This window comes from Limnomicrobium aquaticum (genome assembly GCF_040545545.1).
Classification (GTDB): domain Bacteria; phylum Pseudomonadota; class Alphaproteobacteria; order Rhizobiales; family Rhizobiaceae; genus Ensifer_A; species Ensifer_A aquaticum.
This window is the reverse complement of the sequence record NZ_JBEPMB010000001.1, coordinates 305,034-320,593: the sequence shown is the minus strand read 5'-3', so window position 1 is coordinate 320,593 and position 15,560 is coordinate 305,034. Positions and strand designations below refer to the sequence as shown.

Sequence of the window (15,560 nt, the reverse complement as noted above, 5' to 3'; positions counted from 1 at the left end):
TGAGAACTGACGATGGAGGCCGACCGGAAGCCCCGCAAAAGCCTGTAAAAGCCCCGGTCTCGAGCCGCGATGGGTTATGTCGAAACAAACCCTGCATTTCAAGTCAATTCGGGCAATGAATGCTTCAATTTTGGCGATGCGGGAGCGGTGCGCGGCAAGGGGTTAATCCGGAAGTAAGGAATTGATGCTATCTGGAAGGTTGAATGTACCAATCTGCCACCGGATTCACCCGATGACGTCGACCAGTATCTTGTCACGCTTGCAGCGCCTGGAAGATGGCACTTACGTCGCCACCTATGGCGCCTTCGTGCTTCAGACCGCGCTTCAGCCGATTTTCGGCGAGGACGCCAACGGCGATCTTCTCCTCGCTGCCTTCGAAGGCCTCGTTCGCGCCAAGCGCGGCAATGAGCCCGTTGCGCCGTCGCAATTCTTCCCGCAGGTCAATCCGGCCGATCTGCCGGAGGTCGACAGCCTTCTGCGCACGCTGCATATCCTCAATACCGGCATCATGCAGCGCCGCTCGGTCAAGCTCTTTGTCAACTTCCATCCGGGCATGTTCCTGACGCTGCAGGCGATCCGCCACGAGGTGGACCGCATTGCGCTCGCGACGCACGAAGCAGGGATGAAGCCGGAGCAGATCGTTTGCGAAATCACCCGCAAGAAGAACGAGGACCTGAAGGCGATCACGCATTTCGCCAACAGCCTGCGTGAACTCGGCTTCAAGACCGCCGTCGACGAATATGGCGCGCAGGACAGCGACGCCGAGCGCGTGGCGATCCTGAAGCCTGAATTCGTGAAATTCGAAACCACCTGGGTTCTCGAATTCATGCAGGACCCGACAGGCTTCGCGCTGCTGAAGGTCATGGTCGAGCAGTTCATGGAACGCGGCATCCAGCCGATCTTCGAAGGTCTGGAAGAGCTTTCGCAAGTGGAACTCTGCCAGGAACTCGGTGTGCCGCTCATGCAGGGCTATGTCCTTGCCCGGCCGGAAATCGCACCGACCAGCTTCAACCGGACCTATCCGGAACCCTTCGAGCATGTGCGTGCGCAGGCCGCACCCGCTCGCCCCTCGATGCCGTCCTTCGGTACAGGCCGCAAGGCATCGTCTTTCGGCAAACGAGGGGCATAAGAGCCCCTCTCTCGCGCCGGCATCATTTCCTGACTTGAGTCAGCACCCTGTAGACATCGGTTGCCGTCTTGCCTGCGGCCTCGGCCATCGACTTCATCGGCGTGGCCGCATCCGCGCTGACAAAGCCAGCAGCCTTTAGCTTGTCGACAAGCGCATCCGGGCTGACGCCAAGCACCGGCGCCACGGCGGCCGGCGTAGCAGCAACCATCGTCGCTGCGAGCGCGAATTGCGGCGGCCCGCTCCTCTCGCCTTCCGCACCCGCAGGCATGATCCCGAAAGCAGCGACAGCAGCCACACCCGCAGCAAGGCTGAAGGGCATGGCGGCACGTTTAAAATAGTTAATAAACGCTCGCCAGTTTCGCCACATGTGGAGGACGAAGGGTACGATCAGAACCATGCTGAGCCATTCATGCACACCATGCAACCAGGCGGGTCCGATGTGAAAGAAAATGATCACGCCAGATATCAGTGAGATCACGAAAAGTGATGTCATGGCGGGTGTGGCATAGCGGAATAAGGCGTCTTTCATAATCGGTCTCCTTGCAGCCCTTCGATCTGTTCGGTGCATGAACTATACCCGCACCAAACCATTGTAAAACAACATTAAAATAATTTTCCTCACCGCAACACGGCTTCACGTTTGCGCCACAAAACTTAACAATCCCGCCCCGCCCGGCGCTCATCGCTCGCTCCTGTCACACAAGTTTCGCGCGTGCCTTGAATTGGTCACGATATTTCTCGCCTCACGTCACAATTTGACCCGTCTGAGGCCACGATGACCCGTTTTAAAATAAGACATCGATCGACGGCCACCTGTACCCGAGGAAACAGCACGCCGAGAAGCGGATCGATAGAGACATTGTTGGCCAGTACAACGGCCGGCAGAACGATTGGGGAAGATCATGTTTCTGGAAGACGAGCTGGAATACGTAAGGCTGAAGCGAAACGACAACATCATGGGCTGGCTCGCGATCGTGTTCGTGGCCGCGCTCGTGTTCATGTTCGCGGGCATCATGAATTCCGCTTCGGCGACCGGCTCCCATTCTGGTCCTGCTCATCGCGCTGAAATGTCCGTAGCCGCGCCGCTGCAGGCAGGCGCTGCGGCTGCGGCGAACACGATTGACAAGACGATGATCGTCATCGCGCTCAAGGATGCGCCGGTCGCCGCGCCGGCAGCAATGCAGGCGGCCTCGACGACCACTGCGGACGACCAGACGCCTCTCGTCTCGATCCCCGAAGACAATGCCGGCGTGGCCCATGCCTCCATCGCGACGCTCGCCGATCACGACATCAAGACCGGCGCCCTTCTTCTCTCCCTCGCCCTCATCGGCGGCAGCTTCGTCATGCTCACCTTTGGCGGGCCCCGCGGCGGGAAGCGCGAGGACGAGGACATGATCGATGCCATCTGAAAAGGCGCCCGAGCGGCGGCAGCCGCTCGCCATTCGCCTCGCCATCGCCCTCATGGCATTGGTGGCACTGTCCGGCATCGTCATGATCGGCAACGGTCTCTACATCATGGCGAAGGCCGAATTCTCCGGAGCACCACTGGAGCACGCTGCACATCACCATCTCGCAGAGTTTCGCGTGATCGATGCGGACGGGCTGAACCGCGCGACCGAGATTTGACGCAAGCCGGCGCACGTCAGCATGCGTGTCGAATCACGGTGCTTTTCGGTCCCCTCCCCTTGAGCCATTGGTAAGCGGCTGCTAGAAGCCGGCGCAACGCGCGCAAGCCGCGCGCCTCCCCCGCACAAGGCCGAACCGATGACCCGCCTGCAAGCCAATCTTTGTCTTCTTCTTGCCGGCGCGATCTGGGGCGGAGGTTTTGTGGTGCAGTCGAGCGCGATGAAATCACTGGGCCCCTTCTGGTTCATCGGCCTGAGATTCCTCGTGGCCACGGCGGCTGTCGCTCCATTTGCCTGGCGCGAGTTGAAGCGCGCTACCGCGCCTGTCACGCCCCGCACCTACGCAGCCTTCACCGCCATCGGGCTGGCGCTCTTTGCCGGAGCAGTCACTCAGCAGATCGGCCTGCTCACGACCACAGTGACCAATTCCGGCTTCCTGACCGGCCTTTACGTCATCATGGTGCCGATCCTGACCGTTGTCGTCCTGCGCCGCGCGCCGCACTGGATCGTCTGGCCGGGCGCCCTTCTTGCACTCTTGGGCATCTTCCTCCTGAGCGGCGGTTCGCTCAGCCACCTCTCCTACGGCGACGGCATGACCATCGTCTGCGCCTTCTTCTGGTCGGTCCAGGTCTTCCTAATCGGTATTTTTGCCAGCCAGAGCGGCCGTCCCCTGACGCTTTCTGCCTGGCAGTTCGCCGTCACCGGCATTTGCGCCACGGTTGCAGCCATGATTCTGGAGCCGATTTCCTGGGAAGCGATCAGGAATGCCGGCTTCGAAATCGCCTATGCCGGTGTCTTTTCCTCCGGCCTTGCCTTCAGCCTGCAGGTCATAGGCCAGCGCTACACGACAGCACCGCAGGCGGCGATATTCTTGTCCTCCGAAGCATTGTTTGCAGCAACCTTCGGCGCCCTCATCCTGGGCGAGACAATCACCCCTATCGGCTATGTCGGCTGCGCCGTGATCTTTCTGGCCATGCTACTCGTTGAAATCGTTCCGGAAATCCTATCCCGCCGGGCGCGATCACTCGCCTGAGCCAGTTCTTTCGTACCAATTCGTTCCTGCTTGATTTTCAAGCACTTGCAAATCCTGCCTAGTTGCAAGGCAATTAAACTTTTGAAATTCTCTAAAGTAGCGACTGGAAGTTTTCAAAAACGCGCAAAAGTTTCGCTTGCCAATTTTTCAGAACTACATCACTCTGCGCCTCGTCCACAGAAATTTGTGGACATACGGGAAGACCTCATAATTTCTGCGCTCCGGAGACGCGACAAGTTCCGGGCGGTCAGTTTGGGGATTGGGCAAGGCAGGTCCGGTCTCCATGTGCACCGCGGTAACAAAACAGGACCTTTCCTCCGCATGACCTCGACTGCCTGCCGAAGCCTCCCTTGAGGGGCGCAGCATGAGCCCGTAGCGGCACGGGCGTGAGAAAAGGACCTGAGACACATGGCCGAGACTGGCACTGTAAAATTCTTCAATACCGACAAGGGCTTCGGCTTCATCAAGCCCGACAAGGGCGGCGCAGACATCTTCGTTCACATCTCTGCTGTTCAGGCTTCCGGCCTTAACGGCCTGACTGAAAACCAGAAGGTTTCCTTCGACACCGAGCCGGATCGTCGCGGCAAGGGCCCGAAGGCAGTCAACCTCACGGTTACCGGCTGAGCCTGAACAACCTTCCCGGTTGAACAGATTTCGAACCGCGATTTGCGGGTGCGTTTTCGTGCCCCAGGTCGCGGTTTTCTGTTTCCCCGTGGAACCTTTTCGTCTTCGCAGAATTTTAACCTTTGTTCAGACTGCGTTCAGCTTAGGCGACCTAATTTTCGTCACAACGTCGCGATCTGATCGCGCGCATGGACGAAAGGAAAGGCCATGAACAAGGTTTCGAAATTTATAGCGATTTCTTGCGCCGCAACGGTCGCGGCCTTCGCTGTTGCCGGCAGCGCCTCCGCACAGGAATGGCATCGTCACCGTCATAACGGCGGAGACGCCGTGGCAGCCGGCATTGCGGGTCTTGCCGTCGGTGTCATTGCGGGTGCTGCGCTAGCTAGCCCACCGCCGCCGCGTCGTTATGTCTATGATGACGACGGCTATTATGCGCCGCCCCCGCCGCCGCGCCGCGTCTATTACCGTCAGACCTATGTCTATGAACAGCCCGCCCCGGTGTACCGCCCGGCCCTCGCCCCGTGGTCGCGTAGCTGGTACCGTTATTGCTCCAGCCGCTATCGCTCGTTCGATCCGCAAAGCGGCACATTCGTCGGCTATGATGGTCGCGAACATTTCTGCCGCTGACGGAAACAAAGTTTGAAAAAGAAATGCCGGGTTTATCGCCCGGCATTTTTTGTCTGAAGCGTTCAGAGCAAATCCTCGAAGGCGGGAACCTGGTTTCCACTTTCGCTGGAATTGCTCTAAAGCCCCACCAGGAACGGGTTGTTCCGCCGCTCGTCGCCGATCCGGCTGCCCGGACCGTGGCCGCAGATAAAGCCGACATGATCACCCAGCGGAAACACCTTCGTCTTGATGGAGTTCAGCAACGTCGCATGATCGCCACCCGGCAGGTCCGTCCGGCCGATCGAACCGTTGAAAAGCACGTCGCCGAGGTGGGCAATCCCCTCCTCGCGATGGAAGTAGATCACGTGCCCCGGCGCATGACCGGGCGTGTGATAGACCTCGAAGACATGCTCGCCAAACCCGACCGTGTCGCCGTCGTCAAGATAGCGGTCAGGCGTGCAATTGCGCATCGGCGTATCGAGGCCATACATCTTTGCCTGCGCCTCAAGTCCCTTCAGGAACGTCTCATCGTTCCTGTGCGGGCCGATGATATCGACACCCAGCGCTTCTTTCAGTTCCATCGCGCCGCCCGCGTGGTCGAGATGGCCATGCGTCAGCCAGATTGCCTTGATGTCGATCCCGTTGGACTTGAGCACATCCAGTATGGTCTCGACATCGCCGCCGGGATCGACGACCACGCCTTCCTTGCTTTCGCTGTCGAAGAGAATGGTACAGTTCTGCTGGAATGCCGTTACCGGGATAATTCCCGCCTGAAGCTTTGCCATGTCGCTACTCCAATTTCACTGAACGATGGAGATAGAGGAACTTGGCAGCGATGGAAACTCCGGGATCTGTGAATTCAGTGTCCGGAAATGGCGACGTCCCGCGGCTCAAGGGGCGAGACGGCAAAGGAGGCTGTCGTCGCCAGAAGGCCGGCCACGAGAAAAACGGCCGTGAAAAAGAAGATCGCCACCGGTCGCATCGTGCGCGGCGACTCATCGCTCGAAACCTGCGTCAAAGACATGAAAACACCCCCCGTTCGTTTGCGTGCTGTTATCGGATCCGTGTTTACAACGCGAGGCTGGAACGAACTGTTCCTTGCGAAACAGGCTGGTTTTGCCTTTTGTCAAAAGCCCGGCACATTTGACGGCCCCTCACCTTGATCTGGATCAATCTGCGTCATTAAGTCATTGACAGAGAGGGGAATTCGCATGAAGCTTCTTTCCATGATCATGAACTGACGGGAGGCATTTCATGGACTATGCAAGCATCGCAATTGAAATTGTCGCAGGCATTATCGCGGGCAACGCCATCTGCGCGGCCATGAAACAGCCGGCTCTCAGCACATGGAGCAGGACGGCGGTTGGCGCGGTCGGCGGCCTGCTGGGTGGGCTGGTCTTTCACCTGACAGCTGGCGACAGCACCGTGTCCGGGGCCCTCGTCGATGTCTACACCGGTGGCTTCGGTGGTGCGATCCTCACCCCGATCGTGGGTGCCCTGACCGGCGGCATGCTGCGCCACCGTCACTGACAGTCTTGGGCCACGCGCCACCACATCGTCTCTCCGGCCAATGGGGCGGGGGCAACCGGAACTCACGTCTTGCTGTTCATCGGATGGACATTTACGGTCTATGCGAAACACGGGTCGCATGCAGCGGCGCCGCTACAGGAAGACATGAGGACTACGCATGCCCCAGGCTCAACGCACGCGGAGCGGCAGGACAAGCCGACCCGAACCCATTATGGAGCCGATGACGGCTGCCGATGGCGTTGACTTCGAAATCATCGAGTTGTTCTTTTTTGCCTATCGTGCCTTCACATCCGACCCGGATGCCATCCTGGAAAAAGGCGATATGGGCCGCGCCCATCACCGGGTTATGCACTTCGTCAACCGCGAACCGGGCATGACCGTCGCCGCCCTTCTGGACACGCTGAAAATCACCAAGCAGTCGCTGGCCCGCGTACTCAAACAGCTGATCGACAAGGGCTATATCTGCCAGATTGCCGGGCCCGAGGATCGCCGCCAGCGCTGCCTCTATCCGACGCGCGCAGGCCGCGAACTCGCTCTGGAACTGGCCGCCCCGCAGCACCGCCGGATCGCACGCGCCCTTGCGACGGCAACGGCCCAGGAACGGGCGGAAGTCGTGCGCTTCCTCACCCGCATGTCCGACGAGGGCGAAGGAGAGCTACCATGATCACCAGCGCCAGGGTCGAAGCCGTTGCAGACGACGCCCCCCACATCCTGATCGTCGATGACGACAAGCGTATCCGCGACCTGTTGCAACGCTTCCTGCAGGAGAAAGGTTTCCGCGTTTCCGCCGCCGCCGACAGCCAGGAAGCGCGCCGCAAGCTCGAAGGTCTGGACTTCGACCTCCTGATCGCCGACGTAATGATGCCCGGAGAGAACGGCATTGCGCTGACGAAATCGCTGCGCCAGGACCGCAAGTTCCCGATCATCGTGCTCACGGCTCTGAGCGAGGCGGAATCCCGCATCGAGGGGCTGGAGGCAGGCGCGGACGACTATCTCGGAAAGCCCTTCGATCCGCGTGAACTGGTGCTGCGTATCAACAATGTGCTGCGTCGCAGCGCCGCCGAACGACCGCCGGCGATCGAGCAGATCATGTTCGGACCCTTCACATTCTCGATCACACGGGCGGAACTGCGCCGCTCTGGAGAATTCGTGCATCTGACTGATCGGGAGCAGGAGATCATGCGCATTTTCGCCACGCGGCCGGGCGATACGGTGCCACGACACGAATTGGCGGGCAGCGATGCAGACACAGGCGAGCGAACGATCGACGTTCAGATCAACCGGCTCCGTCGCAAGATCGAGGACGATCCGTCCAACCCGGTCTGGCTGCAGACCGTTCGCGGCATCGGCTATCGCCTGAACACGGATTAAGGTTCCATGGCAGACACGGAGGCAAAGCCGAGCAGCTTCGACTCGATCCGTCCGGAACGCGATCGCGCGCCCTCGTCCGGCTGGAAGCGCTCGATCCGCTGGCTACGCCGGCAATTGCCGACCGGGCTCTTCGCCCGTTCGCTGCTGATCATCATCCTGCCGATGTTCATCCTGCAGGGTGTCGTCACCTATTTGTTCATGGAACGCCACTGGCACATGGTGACGGAGCGGCTCTCCAGCGCCGTCACCCGCGATATCTCCGCCATCATCGACATGATGGAGACCTATCCGCAAAATGACGATTTCAGCCAGCTGAAGCGGATTGCCAGCCAGCGCCTCGAACTGGAAATCGCGGTCGAGAAGAACGGCACGCTGCCGCCGCCGCGCCCGAAGCCCTTTTTCTCGCTGCTCGACGACTTCCTGAGCCAGGAAATCGCCCGCCGCGTCGCGCGCCCCTTCTGGATCGACACGGTCGGCAATTCGCGCATCATCGAAATCCGTATCCTGGTCGGCAAGGACGTGCTGCGCATCTTCGCGCCCCGTGCCTCCGCCTATGCCTCCAACACCCACATTTTCATCATCTGGATGGTGGTGACGTCACTGATTCTCATCGGCATTTCGGTTCTCTTCATTCGCGGCCAGATCAGGCCTATTACGGCATTGGCGAAAGCGGCCGAAAGCTTCGGCAAGGGCCAGAAAATGCCGGAGAATTTTGCGCCGCGCGGTGCGGATGAAATCCGCAAGGCCAGCCTCGCCTTCATCCTCATGCGCGAACGCATCGAGCGCCATGTCGAACAGCGCACCGCCATGCTATCGGGCGTGAGCCACGACCTGCGCACGATCCTGACGCGCTTCAAGCTGCAGCTCGCGCTTCTCGGCGACGACAAGGAACTGGAGCCGTTGCATCAGGACGTCAACGACATGCAGTCCATGCTCGAAGGCTATCTGGCCTTCGTCCGCTCGGAGGCCGAGGAGGATGTCGGAACGGTCTATCTCAGCGAAGTCATGCGCCGTCTCGAAATGCATGCCGAACTGGAAAACAAGGGCTTCACAGCCAAGATCGAGGGCCGCGATGAAATTCGCGTGCGGCCCAATGCTTTCAACCGGCTGATTTCGAACCTCATCTCCAACGCCTGGCGCCATGCCGAGAACGTCCGCGTCAGGGCAGATCACGGCCCGAAATGGTTGACCGTGATCGTGGATGACGATGGCCCGGGCATTCCGCTCGCCATGCGCGACGAGGTCTTCAAGCCCTTCTTCCGGCTGGACGAGGCGCGCAACCTCAATGCGTCGGGAACGGGCCTCGGTCTCGCGATCGCGCGTGACGTGGCGCGCGCCCATGGCGGCAATGTCACGCTTGACGACAGCCCCATGGGGGGCCTGAGAGCCATCATCCGCATCCCTGCGTGATCGGATCAGAGCAATTCCAGCGAAAGTGGAAACCGGTTTCGCGTCTGGAATTGCGTGAAAACAAATAGAGCGCTTCAGCGCCCGTAGCCGCCCATCAATTCCGGATACGGCCGGCGCAGATTGTAGCGGTGCCATGCATCGATCCGCTTCGGATGGCGCGCGCGAAGCGCATCGAGCGGGGCAAGAAGTGCGCCACCACGCCCAAGATGCGAATCGATAATTTCGACAATACGGCGGTTCGGCCAGGGCTTGTTGACGATCTTGAGAAATGCATCGAAGGCCTGCACCTCCTGCCCCGCGCCCGCCCGATGCGCCATCAGGCAAAAGGCAAAGGCGGTCGAACGGCTGACGCCAGCATGGCAATGAACGAGAATGCGGCTGTCGGGCAACTCCACGGCGGGCCGCACCGTCTCGAACAGGCTGGTGACGACATCGGGGAAATGCGCCGTGACAGCCGCCGTTTCCTGGTCGCGCAGACGCGCTACGATATGCTCGCCGCGCCCGATCACGGGTACGAGGTGATCGGGCAGTTCGGGATCGATCAGTGACACGACATGCGTGGCACGCCACTCATCCGCCACCTCGCGGGCGCGCGGCAGGCAGCTCACGCGGAAATTCTGGTCCAGTACCATGGCTGTTCCCCTCAAAATATGGAATCAGGCCTACGCCCCGATTGGGGCAAAAAACGGCTGGGCGGAGACCGGCCGGAGAAATGTGATCAGCAGAGCCTCGCGCCGTCCGGCACGGGAAGCTCGACGCCGGCCAGCACGATCGCGCCCTCCGCATCGGCAAAGCCGAGGGTGAGCACTTCCGACATGAACGGACCGATCTGGCGAGGCGGGAAGTTGACGACCGCCATGACGCGACGTCCGAGGAGCGTTTCGGGCGAATAATGCACGGTGATCTGCGCAGACGACTTCTTGCGGCCTATTTCCGGCCCGAAATCGATCACCAGCTTGATCGCCGGCTTGCGCGCCTGCGGAAACGGCTCCGCCTCGACAATCGTGCCAAGGCGGATATCGACCTTCTCGAAATCGGCATAGGTGATCGGATCAGTCATGGCGTCGGCTCAGTTCGCCAGTTCCTGCGCACGCTTGCGCGCTGCGGCAATGGCGGCATCGAAGAGCGGCTGCATGCCGTCTTCCGCCATCAGGACAGAAAGGGCCGCAGCCGTCGTGCCGCCCGGAGACGTCACATTGGTGCGCAGCCGCGAAGCATCCTCGGGGGACTGGTGTAGGAGTTCACCAGCCCCCGAGACTGTTTCCCGCGCGAGACGCATGGCGAGGTCCGCCGGCAGACCGAGTTTTCGGCCTGCCTCAGCCATGCACTCGACGAGATAGAAAACATAGGCCGGGCCGCTGCCCGACAGCGCCGTGACGGAATCGATATCCGCCTCGGACGAAACCCATTCGACCGGACCGCTGACCTTGAGAAGATCATGCACCGCCGCCTTTTGCACTGACGAAACGGCAGGATTGGCAAAGGCACCGGTCACGCCGCGCCCGACCATGGCCGGCGTATTCGGCATGGCGCGCACATATGCGCCCTCACCCAGATGACCTTCGATAAAGGAAAGCGTCTTGCCCGCAGCAATGGAGACGATGACCGTGTCCGGCCCGACAAGGCTTCTAACGGGCGGCAACGCCACGTCCATGATCTGCGGCTTCACGGCGAGAAAGATGATCTCGGCCGTCATGCCCGCCGGCGGCGCAGCGGCAATCTCGACGCCATGCGCAGCAGCCTCAGCAGCCATCGCATCGGAGACTTTCGGATCGAGGATCAGGACGGACGAACCCGCAATACCGCTTTTCAGCCAGCCGGCGAGCATCGCTCCGCCCATATTGCCAGCACCGAGAAGAACGATCTTTTTCGTGGAGGCCATGTCTCAGGCTTCCCCGGCCGTTTCGAACAGGACGGCATCAACCGCCTCCTGCGCGTCCATGCCGGACCAGACGACAAACTGGAAGGCCTGGAAATAGGCCTCGCAGCTATCAAGCGCATTCGACAGCAGAACCTCGACCTGACGATCGGTCGGCTCGGCACCACCGGCGAGCAGCAGCGACTGGCGGAAGATGATCGCATCCTCAAGACGCCAGATATCGAAATGCCCCATCAGCACCTGTCCGTTGACGATGGACAGCAGGCGGATCACCTCGTTGACGCGGCTTTGCGGCACCTTAAGGTCGAAGGCGCAGGCCAGATGCAGCGCCTCGAAATCCTCCATCCAGGAGAAGGACACGTTGTAGTCGGCCCAGCGGCCGCCCACGGACATCGAAATTTCGTCCTCGCCGGACCGTTCGAAGGTCCAGTCGTTATTGGCGGCGACAAACTCGATCATATCGACCGGGTTCGACTGGCGCGCGATCTGCATTTCAATAAGGCTCATTCGGCATGTTCTCCATCGGACCCGCAACGGCTCGGCGACAAGCACACACTCGCCAAACCCAATAAACGCGCCAGATACAAAGATGAAACGATCCCTAGCGGTAAAAAGGCTAGGCGCGTCGTCCTGCCCGAAACTTGCGCCGCTTCGAATCGTCGTTGAAAATCAGTCTATAGCGACGACCCGCTCTCGCCACCCCCGCCGCAACGGCTTTTGGCGGCCGAAATCCTCAAGTCACTTTAGGAGCCGCTTGATGGCAAAGGCATAACTGACTCTGCGATAATGATTTTTCGGTCGAATCCACAGGTTGAGAAAATTTCCGAAAAAATTCGGTTGAATGAAAGTCCGAGGAGTGCACCTGCGAAAAGGCGGTGATTCATGCACAGGTGCGGACTCGCCGGAGGCGAAAAACAAAAGGGGCCTCGCCAAACGAGACCCCCGAATCCTTGGAATCAAGATCAGAATGGAAGAGGCCGATCAGCCCTTCTTCGCCGCCAGTTTCGCCTCAAGCTCGGCTATCTTTGCGGCCAGCGCGTCATTTTCCTCACGCGCCTTCACGGCCATCTCGCGCACGGCTTCGAACTCCTCGCGCTTGACGAGGTCCATCGAGTTCATGAACCGCTCGGCCTGGGCGCGGAAAGCGGTCTCCGCTTCCTGGCGAAGCCCCTGGGCAGCGCCGGCGGCGTCCGTCATCAGCTTGGCGAAATCGTCAAAAATGCGGTTCGGTCCCGTGGACATGATTGTCTCCCTTGCCTTTCGGACATGAACATTCTGAAACTGAGGTAGGTCGTCGCGCGGTCTTATGCAAGCACAATTGCGATGGACCTCGGCACACGTATGACGAAGCGCTGCCGGGTTTACCAAAGCGCAGAAAAATCGCCTTGACCCTGCCCCTTTCACCCTTCATTTTCCGGCGCGAAACAGTGGGGCTGCATCCAATTGCATAGCGAACTCATCACCATGGCGGCCATCGCCTTTCCCGGCTTCGACCCGGTTGCCTTCGAAATCGGGCCGCTGAAGGTGCATTGGTATGGCATCGGCTATGTCGTTTCGATCATGCTCGGCTGGCTCTATGCCCGCCGCCTGATCGCCAACGGCAATCTCTGGCGCGGCGGTCAGCCGCCGGTCAACGCCCAACAGCTCGACGACTTCGTCCTCTATGCTGCCATCGGTATCGTGGTCGGCGGCCGCGTGGGCTATGCGCTATTCTACGATCTACCCAACATTCTCGCTGATCCGCTGCGCTTCTTCCGCGTCTATGATGGCGGCATGTCCTTCCATGGCGGCTTCCTCGGCACGACGATCGCCATGATCCTCTTTGCCCGCGCGCACAAGATCCCGGTCTGGAGCCTGTTCGACATCGTCTCCATCGTCGCGCCCATCGGGCTCGGCATCGTGCGCGTCGCCAATTTCATCAACGGCGAACTCTGGGGCCGCATCACCGACGTGCCTTGGGCCGTCATCTTCCCGACCGGCGGGCCCTTTGCCCGCCACCCGAGCCAGCTTTATGAAGCTGGCCTCGAAGGCATCGTGCTTGTCTCCGTGCTGAGCCTGCTCGCCTATGGTCCGAAGCTGTTGAAAATCCCCGGCTTCATCACCGGCGTCTTTGTCTGCGGCTATGGTCTCAGCCGCATCACGGCGGAATTCTTCCGCGAGCCCGATGCGCAACTCGGCTATCTCCTCGGCGGCTGGCTGACCATGGGCATGCTGCTGTCGCTGCCGATGGTAGCAGCCGGCCTTTGGGCCATCTGGCGCGCCCGTCGCGCTGCCGCGCGCCTGCCCAACCCGGAAACTGCCGCGCCATGACCACGCCGCTTGCGGAAAAGATCAAAACCTTCATCCGGGTGAACGGGCCAATCAGCGTGACGGACTATTTCGCGCTCTGCCTCGCCGATCCGGAGCACGGCTATTACAAGACGCGCGAGCCCTTCGGTGCGGCCGGTGATTTCACCACCGCGCCCGAAATCAGCCAGCTCTTCGGCGAAATGATCGGCATCTTCCTCGTGCAGGCCTGGAAGGCGCATGGCGCTCCATCGGAATTTCATCTCGCCGAAATCGGCCCCGGCCGCGGCACGATGATGGCGGACATCGTGCGCGTCGTGAAGAAGCTCGCCCCCGAGATGTACGAAGCCGCGCAGATCCATCTGGTCGAGACCAGCGAGCGCCTGCGCAAGGTGCAGGCGCAGACGCTGGTGGCCGACAAGTGGAAGATCACCTGGCATGATGGCTTCGACGGCATCCCGCCCGGTCCTCTGCTGCTGGCCGCCAACGAACTCTTCGATGCGATCCCGATCCGCCAGTTCGTGAAGACGCCGACCGGCTTTCGCGAACGGATGGTGGGGCTGGATGCGGATGACAATCTCACTTTCGCGGCCGGCATGGCCGGCGTCGATCCGGCCCTTCTACCGGGGCCACCGGGCCTGCAGCCGATGGGTGCGATTGCAGAATTCGCCCCTGCCCGCCTTGCCGTCATGCAGGCGCTCTGCCAGCGCCTCCTCGAGGACGGCGGCTCGGCACTGATCATCGATTACGGCCATGTCGCTTCGGGCTATGGCGACACGCTGCAGGCCATCCGCGCCCACCAGTTCGATCCCCCACTGGCCCATCCGGGCGAGGCGGACCTGACGAGCCATGTGGATTTCGAGGCGCTGGCCAAGACCGCCCATCTCTCCGGCCTGCATGTCAATGGCGTCATGCATCAGGGCGACTTCCTCGCAGGGCTGGGCATTTACGAGCGGGCGGAAGCGCTCGCACGTGGCAAGGAAGCTCTTGCGGCGGAAGACATTGCCACGGCCGTAGACCGCCTCGCCGGAGCCGGAGCCGGCAAAATGGGGGAACTCTTCAAGGTTCTCGCCGTTTCCTCCAGCCATGTGGAGCTCGAACCCTTCATCGTCCATCGTCCCCATTCCGGCGACTTGGCGGCGGATTGACAGACCCATCCGCAGTTTGCAACATCCGCCTCGTTCGGCGCCGCACTCAGACGCGTGCACCGGGAACAAGGGTGCGACAACGGGAGACAAGATCATGGACATCCCCGCAGGCCTGAGCCCGATCGTCAGCGATGTGCTGCAAAAAGTTAGCCACGACGTGATCCGCCACGGCTATTTCACCCGTCAGGGCGGCGTATCCGAAGGCATCTATACCGGTCTCAATGTCGGTCTCGGCTCGCGCGACACGCCGCAGCGGGTAATTGAGAATCGCGCCCGCGTCGCCGCATGGTTCGGCGCCCCCATCGAGAAGCTGGCGACCGTCCACCAGATCCACTCGCCCGACGTCTTCACGGTGACGGAGCCCTATGATGGCGAGCGTCCGCAGGCCGATGCGCTCGTTACGGCCACTCCCGGCATCGTGCTCGGCGTTCTCGCCGCCGATTGCGGCCCCATCCTCTTCGCCGATGCGGAAAACCGCGTGATTGGCGCAGCGCATGCCGGCTGGAAGGGCGCGCTCTACGGCGTATTGGAGAGCACGATCGAGGCCATGATCGCGCTGGGCGCGAAGCGTGACAGCATCACCGCCGTTCTCGGCCCGTCGATCAGCGCCGCCAATTACGAAGTGGGCCCCGAATTCGTGGAACGCTTTCTTGCTGTCGACACGGATTACGCCCGCTTCTTCACCCCGTCGGTGAATGACGGCCACTCCATGTTCGATCTGCAGGGCCTGACGGTCGCGCGCCTCAAGGCCGCTGGCGTCAATGCCGGCATGACCGGCCACTGCACCTATCCCGACGAGGAGCGCTTCTACTCCTATCGGCGCACCACGCACCGCAAGGAGCCGGACTACGGCCGGCAGATTTCCGCGATCATGCTCAATCGAGCGGCCTGAAACGCCGCTGCCTGACGGGAGGACAAG

General features: G+C 60.9%; 21 protein-coding genes. 14 read left to right on the top strand and 7 right to left on the bottom strand.

The features are described 5' to 3' along the window. Positions 1-232 precede the first annotated feature (232 nt). Positions 233-1,129, top strand: a complete 897-nt coding sequence (locus ABID16_RS01605) for an EAL domain-containing protein (RefSeq protein ID WP_354554605.1) — start codon at positions 233-235, stop codon at positions 1,127-1,129. A gap of 22 nt (positions 1,130-1,151) precedes the next feature. Here the strand turns inward: ABID16_RS01605 and ABID16_RS01600 are convergent, their stop codons facing one another. Beyond that, positions 1,152-1,658 (bottom strand): DUF4405 domain-containing protein, encoded by a 507-nt coding sequence (locus tag ABID16_RS01600; protein WP_354554604.1) that lies wholly within the window; start codon positions 1,656-1,658, stop codon positions 1,152-1,154. Between the two features lie 373 nt (positions 1,659-2,031). Between ABID16_RS01600 and ABID16_RS01595 the strand changes: the two genes are divergently transcribed. From ABID16_RS01595 to ABID16_RS01575, 5 genes are all read left to right on the top strand, one after another. Further along, on the top strand, positions 2,032-2,538 hold the full coding sequence (locus ABID16_RS01595; RefSeq protein WP_354554603.1) for a hypothetical protein: 507 nt from the start codon (positions 2,032-2,034) through the stop codon (positions 2,536-2,538). Beyond that, complete coding sequence (locus ABID16_RS01590; RefSeq protein WP_354554602.1) at positions 2,528-2,755, top strand: hypothetical protein; 228 nt, start codon at positions 2,528-2,530, stop codon at positions 2,753-2,755. The genes ABID16_RS01595 and ABID16_RS01590 overlap by 11 nt, the downstream gene beginning before the upstream one ends. Before the next feature lie 138 nt (positions 2,756-2,893). Continuing rightward, positions 2,894-3,787 (top strand): DMT family transporter, encoded by an 894-nt coding sequence (locus ABID16_RS01585; protein ID WP_354554601.1) that lies wholly within the window; start codon positions 2,894-2,896, stop codon positions 3,785-3,787. Between the two features lie 408 nt (positions 3,788-4,195). After that, on the top strand, positions 4,196-4,411 hold the full coding sequence (locus tag ABID16_RS01580; protein ID WP_109857120.1) for a cold-shock protein: 216 nt from the start codon (positions 4,196-4,198) through the stop codon (positions 4,409-4,411). A gap of 207 nt (positions 4,412-4,618) precedes the next feature. Then, positions 4,619-5,038, top strand: coding sequence for a BA14K family protein (locus ABID16_RS01575; RefSeq protein WP_354554600.1), 420 nt, complete (start codon positions 4,619-4,621; stop codon positions 5,036-5,038). A gap of 116 nt (positions 5,039-5,154) precedes the next feature. Here the strand turns inward: ABID16_RS01575 and ABID16_RS01570 are convergent, their stop codons facing one another. After that, entirely contained in the window at positions 5,155-5,802 is a 648-nt protein-coding gene (locus ABID16_RS01570; RefSeq protein WP_354554599.1) for an MBL fold metallo-hydrolase, read from the bottom strand. A gap of 168 nt (positions 5,803-5,970) precedes the next feature. Between ABID16_RS01570 and ABID16_RS01565 the strand changes: the two genes are divergently transcribed. From ABID16_RS01565 to ABID16_RS01545, 5 genes are all read left to right on the top strand, one after another. Beyond that, positions 5,971-6,180 carry a hypothetical protein gene (locus tag ABID16_RS01565; RefSeq protein WP_354554598.1) on the top strand — a complete coding sequence of 70 codons (210 nt, stop codon included), beginning with the start codon at positions 5,971-5,973 and terminating at the stop codon, positions 6,178-6,180. Between the two features lie 91 nt (positions 6,181-6,271). Beyond that, entirely contained in the window at positions 6,272-6,547 is a 276-nt protein-coding gene (locus tag ABID16_RS01560) for a hypothetical protein (protein WP_354554597.1), read from the top strand. A gap of 211 nt (positions 6,548-6,758) precedes the next feature. Further along, the gene (locus ABID16_RS01555) at positions 6,759-7,211 is read left to right on the top strand and encodes a MarR family winged helix-turn-helix transcriptional regulator (protein ID WP_435532344.1); all 453 of its coding nucleotides are present in this window, start codon (positions 6,759-6,761) and stop codon (positions 7,209-7,211) included. Then, on the top strand, positions 7,208-7,918 hold the full coding sequence (locus ABID16_RS01550; protein WP_354554596.1) for a response regulator: 711 nt from the start codon (positions 7,208-7,210) through the stop codon (positions 7,916-7,918). Before ABID16_RS01555 ends, ABID16_RS01550 begins: the two co-directional genes overlap by 4 nt. 6 nt (positions 7,919-7,924) lie before the next feature. Continuing rightward, on the top strand, positions 7,925-9,328 hold the full coding sequence (locus tag ABID16_RS01545) for an ATP-binding protein (RefSeq protein WP_354554595.1): 1,404 nt from the start codon (positions 7,925-7,927) through the stop codon (positions 9,326-9,328). 74 nt (positions 9,329-9,402) lie between these two features. Here the strand turns inward: ABID16_RS01545 and ABID16_RS01540 are convergent, their stop codons facing one another. From ABID16_RS01540 to ABID16_RS01520, 5 genes are all read right to left on the bottom strand, one after another. Continuing rightward, on the bottom strand, positions 9,403-9,960 hold the full coding sequence (locus ABID16_RS01540; protein ID WP_354554594.1) for a protein tyrosine phosphatase: 558 nt from the start codon (positions 9,958-9,960) through the stop codon (positions 9,403-9,405). An 86-nt stretch (positions 9,961-10,046) separates the two neighbouring features. Beyond that, on the bottom strand, positions 10,047-10,388 hold the full coding sequence (locus ABID16_RS01535; RefSeq protein ID WP_354554593.1) for a tRNA-binding protein: 342 nt from the start codon (positions 10,386-10,388) through the stop codon (positions 10,047-10,049). A gap of 9 nt (positions 10,389-10,397) precedes the next feature. After that, positions 10,398-11,210: a pyrroline-5-carboxylate reductase gene (proC, locus tag ABID16_RS01530; protein ID WP_354554592.1), complete on the bottom strand. Its 813-nt coding sequence runs from the start codon at positions 11,208-11,210 to the stop codon at positions 10,398-10,400. 3 nt (positions 11,211-11,213) lie between these two features. Further along, positions 11,214-11,714 (bottom strand): type III secretion system chaperone family protein, encoded by a 501-nt coding sequence (locus ABID16_RS01525; protein WP_354554589.1) that lies wholly within the window; start codon positions 11,712-11,714, stop codon positions 11,214-11,216. Positions 11,715-12,188: 474 nt separating this feature from the next. Continuing rightward, positions 12,189-12,449, bottom strand: a complete 261-nt coding sequence (locus ABID16_RS01520; RefSeq protein ID WP_230835400.1) for an accessory factor UbiK family protein — start codon at positions 12,447-12,449, stop codon at positions 12,189-12,191. Positions 12,450-12,671: 222 nt separating this feature from the next. Between ABID16_RS01520 and lgt the strand changes: the two genes are divergently transcribed. The 3 genes from lgt (at position 12,672) to pgeF (ending at position 15,533) form a co-directional block, all read left to right on the top strand. After that, the gene (gene lgt / locus ABID16_RS01515; RefSeq protein ID WP_354555870.1) at positions 12,672-13,517 is read left to right on the top strand and encodes a prolipoprotein diacylglyceryl transferase; all 846 of its coding nucleotides are present in this window, start codon (positions 12,672-12,674) and stop codon (positions 13,515-13,517) included. Then, a complete protein-coding gene (locus ABID16_RS01510) occupies positions 13,514-14,641 on the top strand; it encodes a class I SAM-dependent methyltransferase (protein WP_354554583.1) in 1,128 nt (375 codons plus the stop codon). The genes lgt and ABID16_RS01510 overlap by 4 nt, the downstream gene beginning before the upstream one ends. 94 nt (positions 14,642-14,735) lie before the next feature. Beyond that, on the top strand, positions 14,736-15,533 hold the full coding sequence (pgeF, locus tag ABID16_RS01505; protein ID WP_354554578.1) for a peptidoglycan editing factor PgeF: 798 nt from the start codon (positions 14,736-14,738) through the stop codon (positions 15,531-15,533). Positions 15,534-15,560: the final 27 nt, after the last annotated feature.

Coding starts and splice junctions, on each gene's coding strand:
- ABID16_RS01575 (WP_354554600.1), top strand. CDS start 4,619: ATGAACAAGGTTTCGAAATTTATAGCGATTTCTTGCGCCGCAACGGTC.
- ABID16_RS01510 (WP_354554583.1), top strand. CDS start 13,514: ATGACCACGCCGCTTGCGGAAAAGATCAAAACCTTCATCCGGGTGAAC.
- ABID16_RS01585 (WP_354554601.1), top strand. CDS start 2,894: ATGACCCGCCTGCAAGCCAATCTTTGTCTTCTTCTTGCCGGCGCGATC.
- ABID16_RS01525 (WP_354554589.1), bottom strand. CDS start 11,714: ATGAGCCTTATTGAAATGCAGATCGCGCGCCAGTCGAACCCGGTCGAT.
- ABID16_RS01580 (WP_109857120.1), top strand. CDS start 4,196: ATGGCCGAGACTGGCACTGTAAAATTCTTCAATACCGACAAGGGCTTC.
- ABID16_RS01520 (WP_230835400.1), bottom strand. CDS start 12,449: ATGTCCACGGGACCGAACCGCATTTTTGACGATTTCGCCAAGCTGATG.
- ABID16_RS01590 (WP_354554602.1), top strand. CDS start 2,528: ATGCCATCTGAAAAGGCGCCCGAGCGGCGGCAGCCGCTCGCCATTCGC.
- ABID16_RS01535 (WP_354554593.1), bottom strand. CDS start 10,388: ATGACTGATCCGATCACCTATGCCGATTTCGAGAAGGTCGATATCCGC.
- ABID16_RS01550 (WP_354554596.1), top strand. CDS start 7,208: ATGATCACCAGCGCCAGGGTCGAAGCCGTTGCAGACGACGCCCCCCAC.
- ABID16_RS01545 (WP_354554595.1), top strand. CDS start 7,925: ATGGCAGACACGGAGGCAAAGCCGAGCAGCTTCGACTCGATCCGTCCG.
- ABID16_RS01555 (WP_435532344.1), top strand. CDS start 6,759: ATGGAGCCGATGACGGCTGCCGATGGCGTTGACTTCGAAATCATCGAG.
- lgt (WP_354555870.1), top strand. CDS start 12,672: ATGGCGGCCATCGCCTTTCCCGGCTTCGACCCGGTTGCCTTCGAAATC.
- ABID16_RS01600 (WP_354554604.1), bottom strand. CDS start 1,658: ATGAAAGACGCCTTATTCCGCTATGCCACACCCGCCATGACATCACTT.
- ABID16_RS01560 (WP_354554597.1), top strand. CDS start 6,272: ATGGACTATGCAAGCATCGCAATTGAAATTGTCGCAGGCATTATCGCG.
- pgeF (WP_354554578.1), top strand. CDS start 14,736: ATGGACATCCCCGCAGGCCTGAGCCCGATCGTCAGCGATGTGCTGCAA.
- ABID16_RS01595 (WP_354554603.1), top strand. CDS start 2,032: ATGTTTCTGGAAGACGAGCTGGAATACGTAAGGCTGAAGCGAAACGAC.
- ABID16_RS01605 (WP_354554605.1), top strand. CDS start 233: ATGACGTCGACCAGTATCTTGTCACGCTTGCAGCGCCTGGAAGATGGC.
- ABID16_RS01540 (WP_354554594.1), bottom strand. CDS start 9,960: ATGGTACTGGACCAGAATTTCCGCGTGAGCTGCCTGCCGCGCGCCCGC.
- ABID16_RS01570 (WP_354554599.1), bottom strand. CDS start 5,802: ATGGCAAAGCTTCAGGCGGGAATTATCCCGGTAACGGCATTCCAGCAG.
- proC (WP_354554592.1), bottom strand. CDS start 11,210: ATGGCCTCCACGAAAAAGATCGTTCTTCTCGGTGCTGGCAATATGGGC.